The organism is Vibrio cionasavignyae (assembly GCF_050337155.1).
Classification (GTDB): Bacteria; Pseudomonadota; Gammaproteobacteria; order Enterobacterales; family Vibrionaceae; genus Vibrio; species Vibrio nomapromontoriensis.
The window spans coordinates 233,515-247,056 of record NZ_JAKJSR010000013.1 but is presented as its reverse complement, the minus strand read 5'-3'; the positions used below and the strand labels follow the sequence as shown (position 1 = coordinate 247,056).

Genomic DNA, 13,542 nt, shown 5'->3' with positions numbered 1-13,542 from the left:
GATGGTCAGTGGACCTATAAAGTCGACAACAGCTCAGCGCCAATCCAATCCTTGGATGTGGGCGATACCCTGACCGAATCCTTTATTGTAAAAAGTGCCGACGGCACGGAGCACACCATTACGGTGACCGTGAATGGTACCGAAGACCCAAGCATCATCAGCAGTTACGAGCCCGGCTCAGTGATTGAAGATACGGCGGGCATTTTGACCGACAGTGGGGATTTGGACATTGCCGATGCCGACAGTGGCGAAGCAGAATTTGATATTACGCGTGTCGAAGGGCAACAAAATGGTAATGGCGAATCTCCATTAGGCAGCTTAACCATTACCGCCGATGGGCAATGGCGTTACCAAGTCGATAACTCGTTAACGGGTGTGCAGGAGCTGGGTGACGGCGATAGCCGTGACGAAGTATTCCGCGTGTACTCGATTGATGGCAGCAGCTATCAAGATATTGTTGTGACCATTCAAGGGGTGGACGGCGCGCCGACCATCGTCAGTGGTGATAGCGATGAACTGACCGAAGATGTGGGTGCGGTGGGTAACAACCTCATCGCCTCTGAGCAGTTGGTGATTAGCGATGAAGATGCGGGCGAAAATGTCTTTAACGCAGGCGCGGGTGCGTCTGTGGGCACCACGTTGGGTAGCCTGTCTATCCTAACAGACGGTACCTGGACCTACACCATCGATAACACCTTATCCGAGGTGCAAGCCCTCGATGTGGGTGACACTTTAGTTGAGTCCTTTATCGTCACCTCAGCCGATGGCACCGAGCACACGATTAGTGTGACGGTGAATGGCGCGGAAGATGAAACCTTCATCACTAATTATTCCCCAGACAGCGTCAAAGAAGACACCGACGAAGTGGGTGGGGAACTCATTGGTGGCGGTAAACTCGATATTGCTGATTTGGATGCCGGAGAAGCGGCGTTTAACACCACGGTGACGAACTTAACTAACGACCAAGGTCAGTCCCCTCTAGGCACGCTGACCATCTTGGCCGACGGCACGTGGACCTACAAAGTTGTCAATAGCCTAGAAGGCGTGCAAGAGCTCGGTGCGGGTGATACACGTATTGAGCGCTTTGAAGTCGCTTCGATTGACGGCAGCAAAACCCAAATCATCGAAGTAACCATTGAAGGTACTGACGACGCGCCCGTGATAGCGGGTACTGACATCGGTGGCGTCATTGAAGATACCGACATTCAAGCGGGTGATCTGCTTAAAGAAAGCGGCCAGCTGACGATTACCGATACCGATCAAGGCGAGAGCCAATTCCAAACCAGCGTCACTAAAGTCGATGATGGCAACGGCCTCACGCCAGTGGGCACCTTGACCATCGATGCGACTGGCGCGTGGAATTACGAGATCGACAACACCGACAGCTCGGTGCAATCACTCTCTGAAGGCGAAACGCGCACCGAGACGTTCCAAGTACTCAGTGAAGACGGCACCACGCACAACATCGTCATCACGATTACCGGCGTTAACGATTTACCAAGCATTGTCAGTGGYGCCAGTGATGAYGCCACTGAAGACGCCGCGGTGGATCTCGATAGCGACGGTAACTTAGTCGCCAGCAATACTTTAGTGATCAGCGATACCGACGCCAATGAAGAGACCTTCATTGCCGGCGCAGGCACGCCAGTAGGCTCGACTTACGGCGCGCTTACCATCGGCGCGGATGGTCAGTGGACCTATAAAGTCGACAACAGCTCAGCGCCAATCCAATCCTTGGATGTGGGCGATACCCTGACCGAATCCTTTATTGTAAAAAGTGCCGACGGCACGGAGCACACCATTACGGTGACCGTGAATGGTACCGAAGACCCAAGCATCATCAGCAGTTACGAGCCCGGCTCAGTGATTGAAGATACGGCGGGCATTTTGACTGACAGTGGGGATTTGGACATTGCTGATGCCGACAGTGGCGAAGCACAATTTGATATTACGCGTGTCGAAGGGCAACAAAATGGTAATGGCGAATCTCCATTAGGCAGCTTAACCATTACCGCCGATGGCCAGTGGCATTACCAAGTCGATAACTCGTTGACGGGCGTGCAAGAGCTGGGTGACGGCGACAGCCGTGACGAAGTGTTCCGCGTGTATTCCATTGATGGCAGCAGCTATCAAGATATTGTTGTGACCATTCAAGGGGTGGACGGCGCACCAACCATCGTCAGTGGTGATAGCGATGAACTGACCGAAGACGTGGGTGTGGTGGGCAATAACCTCATTGCGACCGAGCAACTGGTGATTAGCGATGAAGATGCCGGTGAAAATGTCTTTAACGCAGGCGCGGGCACCTCAGTTGGTAGCACATTAGGTAGCCTGTCTATTTTGGCGGACGGCACCTGGACCTACACCATCGATAACACCTTAACGCAGGTGCAAGCCCTCGATGTCGGTGACACCTTGGTCGAGTCCTTTATCGTCACCTCAGCGGATGGCACCGAGCACACGATTAGCGTGACGGTGAATGGCGCGGAAGATGAAACTTTCATCACCAACTACGTGCCAGACAGTGTCAAAGAAGACACCGGCGAAGTCGCAGGTGAGCTTATCGGTGGCGGTATGCTCGATATTGCCGATTTGGATGCCGGAGAAGCGGCGTTTAACACCACCGTCACCAATTTAACGAACAACCAAGGTCAGTCGCCTCTTGGCACACTGACCATCTTGGCGGATGGTACGTGGACCTATAAAGTCGATAACAGCCTAGAAGGCGTGCAAGAGCTCGGCGATGGCGATACTCGTATTGAGCGCTTTGAAGTGGCGTCCATTGATGGCAGCAAAACACAAATCATCGAAGTGACCATTGAAGGTACTGACGACGCACCCGTGATAGCCGGTACTGACATCGGGGGTGTCACCGAAGACTTTGAAGTTCAAAGTGGTGATTTACTTAAAGAAAGTGGTCAGTTGACGATTAGCGATACCGACCAAGGCGAGAGCCAGTTCCAAACTAGCGTTACTAAAGTCGATGATGGCAACGGGCTTACACCAGTGGGCACCTTGATTATTGATGCCACTGGCGCGTGGAATTACGAAATCGACAACACCGACAGCTCAGTGCAATCACTGGCTGAAGGCGAAACCCGTACTGAGACCTTCCAAGTACTCAGTGAAGACGGCACGACCCATAACATCGTCATCACCATCACCGGTACCGATGATGAACCTGTTATTGGTGGCACCTCTTACGGCGAAGCAACGGAAGACAATGTGACACAGATAGATACTGATGGGAATTTATTCTTTAGTAGTCAAGCCTCTATCAGTGATGCTGATGATGGTGAAGGCGCGTTTGTGCCCGCTTCTGTTACGTCGGCAGCCGGTAATTTTGTTGATGGTGCCTTAACCATAGATGCGGCTGGGAATTGGTCATACGAGATTCCAAATGGTAGCAGTAATGTTCAGGGGCTTGCTGAAGGTGAACGCGCGACACAAACCTTTACGGTGCAAACCATTGATGGCACAGAACATACCATTGTTGTCGATATTGTCGGGGTCAATGATGACTCTGTGCTGATCAGTGATCCAAGCCAAGCGCTAGGGGATGTCAAAGAAAATGATAGCCTGATTGAACTCACTGATAGTGGTGTACTTGAGCTTCAAGATACAGATGGAAGCGATGAGGAAGTATTCCAAACGGACCCTAGCTCAATCACATCAACAAGCACACTGAATGGAGCGACCGATGCGGTTGGCACTTTAACAATTAACGCTCAAGGTGAGTGGGATTACTCGATTGCTAATGCGTACGTTGAATACCTTGGTGAAGGGGATACCGCGACAGAAACCTTCACTGTGCGATCTGAAGATGGTACTGAACATACCGTTGTTATTACCATTGAAGGTACCAACGACGTGCCTTCGATTGTCAGTGGTGCATTCGCAGAAGGCGTAGAGGATCAAGGTCTAGACGGCAATAACATTAAGGTGGAAGGCAATCTTGTTATTGATGATCCTGATGCAAACGAAAACACATTCCAAGTAGGAGCGGGGAGCGCTGATGCTGCTAATACTTTAGGTGGTTCGTTGGTCGTTGCTGCCGATGGAAGCTGGACCTATTTGGTAGACAATCAGCAGGCCGCGATTCAGTCTTTGGATGTGGGAGATTCGGTCACTGAAAAATTCACCGTTCTTAGTGAAGACGGTACGCCAATTGAAATTGAAGTCAAAATCAATGGTGCAGAAGACCAAACATTTATCACTGACTATGTGCAAGGAAGTGTGACGGAAGACGACGAGACAACCACACTTTCGCATGTTGGTAATCTAACGGTGACAGACGTGGATACTGGTGAAAATCAGTTTGATCCGACGCGTGTAGACACATTGAACAACAGCAATGGCATTTCGTCTTTAGGCAGTGTTTCAATTACGTCTTCCGGTACGTGGACGTACACCATAGACAACAATTTAGCATCGGTACAACAACTCGGAGCTGGAGATAGCTTTACAGAGCGTTTTCGAGTTTATTCCATCGATGGCAGTACTTCTCAGATAGTTGAAGTGGTGGTCAATGGCACTAATGATGGTGCGTCAATATCCGGTGTTGCATCGGGTTCAGTGACTGAAGACATCACTGTGGTTGGAAGTAATTTGCAAGAATCCGGAACCTTGCAAGTTAATGATATTGATAGTGGGGAGAATATTTTCTCCACTACTGTTACGAATGTGGCAGATGTTACCGATGGATTACCGTTAGGCAGTATCACTATTACCCCTGAAGGTAATTGGACTTACCTTGTAGATAAGGACAACGCCACAGTTCAGGCATTGGGGTTAGGCGAAACGCGTACTGAACGCTTCCAAGTCACCTCGATAGATGGCACTGCGACGCAAGAAATTGTCGTGACAATTCATGGTACCAATGATTTGCCGACGGTTTCTGCAAGTAGTGATCTAACGGGCAAAGTATTTGAAGATTCCGACCCGATACCAACAGCGACAGGCACCTTAGTACCTAGCGATGTTGATGTAAATGATAGCCATACATGGGCGGTTGTAGGTACCACAAATGGTGATTACGGTAGCCTAGTTTTAGACTCCAATTCGGGGGTGTGGACTTATTCCTTAGTGAATGACTCAGTCAACCATTTGCAAGCAGGCGAGAAGGTTTATGAGTACTTCCAAGTTAAGGTTTCTGATGGTAAGGGTGGAGTTGGTTTTGATACGGTTACAGTAGAGATTGAAGGGACTAATGATGATCCATCAATCTCTGGTGATAACTCAGGGTTAGTCATTGAAGATGGCGGTGTGTTGAGTGTCGCTAAAGGTAACCTTGAAGTTGCGGATGATGATATTAAAGATACTCACGATTGGGCGGTTGTCGATGGTGACGGACTCTATGGTACGTTGACGGTGAACGATGATGGTGAATGGACGTACACGTTAGATCAAGCCAAAGCCAACTTTATGGAAGAGGGTGTGATTTATGCTGAAGACCCATTTACCATCACTGTTGATGATGGATTTGGTGGCACGGATAGCTACGTCGTCAACGTTAATGTTGAAGGCAATAATGATGCCCCTGACATCCGTAATGTAAACCAAATACGGATTAAAGAAGATACGGGAACTCAATTTAAGCAAGGTACCTTAAATGATCAAGATCCTGATGAGAATGAAGTACACAGTTGGGTTATTTTAGATGCCAATGGTAATGCGCTATCGGTTGTTGATGGTGTTGCGATTGGTACTTACGGCAACCTATCACTCGACGAGTCGACAGGGCAATGGCGCTATGATCTAGAGTCAACCGCGGATACGACGCTGACATCCGAGCAATTAGCGAATACACAAGCGCTAGAACGGGGTCAAAAAGTTTTTGAAAACTTTACTGTTCAAGTCACAGACAAATACGGCGCCACGGATACTCAAGTATTACAAGTTCGCGTGACCGGTACCAATGATCAGCCGCAGATTGAAGGCACGGTTGAAGGCACGGTGACGGAAGATGATTTCCCGAATGGCGATACGTCAGCGGATATTGTTACGTCAGGGACTTTGCAACCCGGCGATGTAGATACTAACGACAAGCATACGTGGTCTATCGATACCAATACCGGTGACTACGGGACGATTGTTATTACTTCAGACCCAGTGACAGGCGAAGCGGTATGGACCTATACACTCAACAATAATAACCCAGCAGTGCAAGCTCTTCGCCCTGGAGATACGGCATTAGAAGAGACGTTTACGGTTACCGTTGTCGATGATTCTCGAGGGGGTAACCCGAGCGCAGACAGGGTTGACACCCAACAGATTACAGTTCGCATTGAGGGAGCAAACGATGCGCCAGTACTTAGTGGTGATGTCACGGGTAGTGTGGTGGAGCCTGGTCATAAAAACGAAACGTTCGATATTACTGCGACAGGCGCCCTAGCGGTTTCCGATAAAGATACGACCGACTCGCATACGTTTACTGTTGACAACAACGATAGCAACACGACAAATACCAGTACCTTCTATGGTGAGTACGGCACCTTATCCGTGGATAGCAATGGCGTATGGACGTATACACTCGATAACCTTTCAGAACAGACTAAAGCGATCCCACCTGGTACGACAGAGCTTGACGTATTTAACGTTATTGTTACTGACGAATTGGGTGAAACCAGTTCAATTCCAGTGACTATTTCAGTGGCGGGTACCAATACGGACCCATTAATTATCTCCGCAAGTTCATACGAAGTGGTTGAAGATGGGGCTGCTTTGCAAGGTCAGTTTGTCAAAGGGACACCGACCCCAGAGGAGTTAGCACAGGGCGATATTGGTTCCGGTGACCCTGATAGTGGTGACGGTGCGGTTTGGCAAGTGGTGTCTAATGGGCAATACGGAACATTTAGTATTGACCACGCTTCTGGTGAATGGACGTACACTTTGTTTACACCAGCAGATGTCGCTGCGGATCCGAGTAAACGCGATGCCTACAATACCGTTAATGCATTGGCGGAAGGCGATACATTACCCAATGGTGACTCTGTCGAGTTGCGAGTGACAGATGAGTTTGGTCGCACTACGACTGAAGTATTGAACATTGATATTGTTGGCGCTAATGATGCCCCAGTGATTAGCGGTCTTAATAACACCTTTGCTGAAGGGAATCTGGATAACAATATTTATTCCACGTCGGGTCAACTTCAAGACGGTGATGTTGACGCTAATGATGTTCATGTTTGGAGCCTAGATTCCGGCACGCCTAACATCGGTCAATACGGTACATTCTTGCTGCAAAGCGATGGCTCTTGGACCTATTTGGTGAATCCAGATAAGTTTGAAGAGATTCAAAAGCTTAATCCAACAGATTCAACGGTTGCTGACCGTACCTTAGTGGATACATTTGATGTCCAAGTGACTGATATGGGAGGCACTGGTGAAACGGTCACTCAAACAGTGACGGTGACAATAACGGCTGAAAATGATGTTCCGGTCATCTCTGGTGATGTGACAGGCTCTTATGTTGAAGATAGTGGTTTAGCGGTCACTGGGCAATTAATCGCAACGGATATTGATAATAATGACTCGGCTGAATTTCTTGTACCAGATGGTGCTAGCGAGCGATTGTACACTGGTTTGTATGGCAGCTTAACGATAAATGCTGCAGGGGAATGGACCTATACTCCGGTAGAATCGAGTTTGCAAACCCTAGCGGAAGGGGAAGAAAAAACCGAGCGATTTGTGGTGCTTGCTCGTGATACTAACGGCGCAACAGTGACAGAAGAAATCAATATTCACATTACCGGTAATAATGATCGCCCAATTGTTGAAGGGGATAATTCAGGGACCGTGGTTGAAGATGGTACGGCGGATGTCTTTGGCACCGATCTAACACGTGTTGAAGGGCAGCTTTTTGCAACCGATATTGACAATAATAGTCCAGGTCGTAACTGGAGTATTGTCGGTGGACCTAACGGAGATGGGGAAGGCTTATACGGTACCCTGACATTAGATAATACCGGACAATGGATTTACACCCTCGATAACGATAGCCCTGTCGTTCAGGGTTTAGATTTTGGTGAGAACCCGACCGAAACCTTTAAGGTAGTGGTGAGTGATAACATCACTGATGTAGAAACGAATACTCCTGGTGTTTCACAAGAATTCACAATCGTCATCAACGTGGTAGGTCAAGATGAAACTGGCGGTGGCAGCGGTGGTGGCGGTGCGATTGAAGTTACTGCTGACGTAACAGAGGATTTGAAGTTAACTGACAGTGCGACTGTTTCTGCCAATATTGATGCTGGTAGCATTACGCCAATCACAGGTGGTGTATTTGGAGAGTTGGTTGTCGATCCTAATGACAGTACGAACTGGCTTTATGAACTGGACAATGATTCAGATTTAGTTCAAATGTTGGAAGAAGGAGACGTCGTAACCGAAAAATGGCGCTTTACCGCAGATGATGGCAATACTTATGTCGTCAATGTGACGATTCATGGCACCGCAGATAACCCCGAGATTTATTTGGGCGACACTGAAGTGGTTGATAATGACGTTATTGGCGAAGTAACGGAAGATGCTATCCCATCAACAACGGGACGTTTAAGCGTCGAAGATCCTGATTCAGATGAACAGTTTAATTGGACCATTGACGGAGGGACTTCCTCAACCAGTAGCTTAGGTGAAATTACGATAGATCCTGATACTGGCGAGTGGACTTACGAGCTTTCTCCTTCGACGGAGTTAGCGCCGGGCGAAGTGGTGTACGACACCTTTACGGTTAAAGTTACCGATAAAGATGATGCTGCGTTTGGGGGATCAGAAGATTCAGCCACGACGAGCGATACACATGTCGTTCGCATTAAGATTATTGGTACCGCAGAAAACGCTCATAATCCAAGTGATCAAGACGCCCCCCTAATTGTTCAAACGGTTTCTACTGTGGAAGACAATAACGATCCGACTGCCGATGCGAATAATACCGAGCCAGCAGAAGTCGTGAGTTCCGGGACATTATCGCTCGATAATGTCACAGAACAAGATGGTACACCTGTTGATAACTTAAACCTTGGTGACACAATCGCATGGACCTTGATTGATGGTTCGAGCCCTTATGGTTCGATGACTGTCACAGAGTCTGGTGATTGGACGTTTACGCTCGACAACGATAGCCCTGCTGTACAAAAGCTTGCCGATGGGGATGTCGTTACCGAAACCTTCGAGGTTTACGCCATTGATCAATATGGTAAAACCATCGTTGATGACAATGGATTCCCACAAACGTTGGAAATTGTTGTTGATATTACGGGACTCAATGATGCGCCAACCGCGACGTCATACGTGGATACTCTTACGGCGGAAACTGACTCAAGTCAGCCACAGCAGCTTAGCGGTAATTTGAGTAGTACTGCCAATGATATTGATACCGGAGACGTATTAGAGTGGTCTAATTTAACCACTATCGATGCTAACCCTGCGTACGGTACTTTGACGGTTAATTCCGATGGAAGTTGGGACTTTGAGCTCAATACGACCTATGGCGTTAATGGAGATGAACCTCATCCAGACATTGTGGCACTGAATCAAGGTGAAACTAAAACGCTGCAATGGCAAGTGAATGTCACCGATAACAATAGTGCCCCCGTTACTCAACCAATATCGATCAATATTGTCGGTACGAATGAAGTACCGGTTATTGAAACATTGCAACTTGCTGATGAAAACGAAATTGTTGAAGCCTTACCTGATGATGTCGATCAAACACCGACGATCACCCGTGATATTGTGCTTACCGACAGAGATGCACCGGGTGATTTAGGTGATGATGTGACTCTTCAAGCGTCAACACTAAATGGCACCTATGGTCTATTTAATGTTGATCCAAGCACGAATCAGTGGAGCTACACCCTATATGATGATGCTCATATTAATGCACTAGCAGAAGGGACAGAAGTAACAGAAACGTTTGTGATACGAGCAACCGATGAATCTGGCGCAGAGGTGATGACGAGCGTTGAAGTGAAAGTCATTGGTAGTAACGATAGACCAGTATTAGAAGGCAAAGTGATTGGTACGGTCGTCGATACTCCTAACGACAGCGCTGAAGGTCAGCTCATTGTCGCTGACCCAGATATTGGCGATAGCTCCGTATTTAGTTTTACTGAAGCAAACCCAAATATGGGGACCTTCTCGATTGATTCTGACGGAAACTGGACTTACACAGTCAATAGTGATGATCCTGATATTAACCACTTGCCAAAAGGTGAGACACTGCAAACGTCTATTTTCGTGACCGCTACCGACATGAATGGCGCAGGTTTGTCGAGTGAACAAAAAGAGATTGTGATTACCATTGTCGGTACCAATGATGCCCCTGAGATTCAGGATATTGGTGTTCAAGATTTGACTGAAAATACCCTAACGTCGCTATCGGGAACCTTTGATAGTGGTGATCCAGATAACAATGCAGATGGGACTGGTGGTAGTCGCGTGGATGGCACTGATGCGGATTCTCAGACTTGGCAAGTGGTTTCTGGCGATGCACGGGGTGAGTTGAGTGTTAATGCGACAACGGGCGCTTGGACCTTTAATTTAGTTGACCCATTTGAGGAGTTATCTGAAGGAGAAACGCTGGCTACGCCACTGCAATACACAGTAAAAGTCACGGATGAATTTGGCTTATCGTCAGAGCGCGTGATTGAATTCCAAGTAACTGGTACCAACGATGCACCAACGATTGTGGCTGGCGACACGACTGCGACAGGTACCGTGTACGAAGACCCTACTGGCGGGCAGGCGGATACGGCTAACGGTGTCGTGGCCATTGATGATGTCGATCAAAGTGATACTCATCGTTACAGTCTGAGTAGCACAGGGGTGGTGACGGAAATTGAAGGTACCTACGGTACGTTAACATTGGTTGCAGGCGATACACCTGACAGCGTCAAATGGGTCTACGAGCTGGATCAAGCTAAAGCAAATGCATTGAATGAAGGCCCTCAAACAGAGCAATTTGAGGTGTATATTGAAAGCTTAGTCGGTGGTGTCGGTCAAGGCGATACCATTAGCCAGACCATTGATGTCACTGTGGAAGGCAATAATGACGCCGCAGTGGTGACAACCGGTAGCGTTGAGCTTACTGAAACGGACGCAGTGCTAACGGCAACGGGAACGTTAACTTCGACCGATGTCGATAACCCGGATAACACCTTTACGCCTCAGTCTAATGTAAGTGGCTCCTATGGCACTTTCTCGATTGATGCGAATGGTGTTTGGAACTTTACTGCCAACAGCACTTTTGATGAGCTGAGTGAAGGCCAAGTAATTCAAGAAGTTTTCAATGTCACCAGTGTTGATGGCACACCATCAACCGTGACCGTGAAAATTACCGGTACTAACGATGCGGCAATAGTGAGTTCTGCGGATGTTGAGCGAGATGAAACGGATGCGCCGCTTACTATTACGGATACTCTGACATCGAACGATGTTGATAATCCAAACAACACGTTTACGCCGCAAACTGGCGTTGTCGGCACCCACGGTACATTCTCCATTGATGCTGGCGGTACATGGACATTTATTGCCAACCAATCCTTTGATTATCTCAATGAGAACCAAAGTGTGAGTGAATCATTCTCAGTGACCTCTGTGGATGGTACAACCTCATCGGTTACTGTGAAGATTAACGGCAGCAACGATGCGGCTGATATCAGCGCAGCGACGAAAGCGCTTGATGAAACAGATGCGATATTAACCGCCAATGGCACCCTTACCGCGAGCGACGTCGATAATATTGACGACAAATTCATTGCGCAGACGAATGTAGTGGGAACAATTGGTACGTTTAGTATTGATGAAGACGGTGCGTGGGACTTTATTGCAAACAGTGAATTCAACAGCCTTAACACCGGACAAAAGGCGGAAGAGTCATTCACGGTCACGTCGTTAGATGGCACAACATCACAGGTGAATATCGTTATTAACGGAACGAACGATATTGCGACAGTCAGTTCTGCCGATGTGATATTGCAAGAAACCGATGCACCGCTGTCTACAGGCGGTACCCTGACCTCGACGGATGTTGATAACGATGATAATAAATTCATCGAACAAACGGGTATTGCAGGGAACCATGGAACGTTCTCCATTGATGAGAATGGTAACTGGAATTACACCGCTGATGAGTCATTTAACAGTTTAAATGTCGGTGATTTTGTTGATGACCAATTTAATGTTCAATCTATTGATGGCACCGTATCAACGGTGAAAGTGACCATCCAAGGCACCAATGATGCACCGACAATTGATGGTGACTTCACCGCAGGCGTACAAGAAGGTGTAACAGACACGACCAGTGGTAATATCACGGTTTCAGATGTAGATACCGCAACACCAATTTCAAGAAGCCTACGAGGTGGATCGTTAGCAGGAGACACATATACGAAAGTCGGTACCTACGGAACCTTAACCTTTAATGTCATGACGGGAGTATGGGCGTATGTACTGCTCGCGGGAAGCAGCAATGCCTTAGAAGCTAACCAAACGGCTGATGATACCTTCTATATCGATGCGAGTGACGGTGGACTTAATGGTGATTCAGAACAACCGATTACTATCACGGTAACGGGAAATCAGGGATTAAGAGGGGATAGTGCAACCAACGACATTCTTGTCGGTACCGCTGATGATGAATGGCTATTTGGTAACGATATACCGCTTTCTGGCGGTGTTAGTAGCGACAATGACTCTCAAGACACCTTTAAGTGGGAAACCGCAGCACTGGCGGGTACCGATACGGTGAAAGATTTTGATGTTCGTGATTTCAGCAGTAGCGATCCAGCGGTGAAGCATGATGTTGTTGATTTGGCTTCAGTTGATTTTAACGCGGATGAGCTATTGACCGATCAGCTAAGTATCCAAGAGCAATCAGGTGATACCGTGATTGAAATTAGTGATAGTGGTGCCGTAATTCAGTCTATTGTGCTAGAAGGTGTGACACTCACTTCACTACTCGGTATCACTCAACTTGAATTAGACGATATGACACCAGCAGATGTCATTATTGCTCTACACCAATCAGAGCAACTTACCTTACCAGATCAAATTGTGGTGGGTGATAGTACATCTGAGACGCTGTTAGGTAGCGCTGAGAGCGATATCATTTTTGGTGGCGGTGGTAATGATATCTTAACGGGTGGGGATGGACATGATCTGTTCTTATTCACGGAAGACTCCGCAGGTACAACCTTGAATCCTGCAACCTCGACGGTCACAGATTTCCATGTTGGTGATGACTTGCTGGATATTTCAGACTTATTGCCAGAGCACAATAACCTTGGTGAGCTGCTTGGGAATATATCAGTGACGGTTAATGATGATATTAACGATGCCAATGATGCAACGAGTACGGTGATAAGTGTCACTAAGGGGGGTGAGCAAACGGACATTACCCTTGACGGCGTCGGTTGGAGTGAGTTGGGGATCTCTGACGCAAATGTCATTAATGACCCAGCTGGGCACCAAGTTGATCTCATTAGTCAGCTAGATACACTGAACATTATTAAAGTGGATTTGTAAGGTCATCTTTCGTGT

The 13,542-nt window shown here is 47.7% G+C and carries 1 protein-coding gene; it reads left to right on the top strand.

What is annotated here, in order from left to right; genetic code table 11:
- A partial coding sequence (locus L4D74_RS10655; RefSeq protein WP_428752111.1) for a VCBS domain-containing protein occupies window positions 1-13,527 on the top strand: 13,527 nt, incomplete at its 5' end.
- Between the last annotated feature and the right edge of the window lie 15 nt (window positions 13,528-13,542).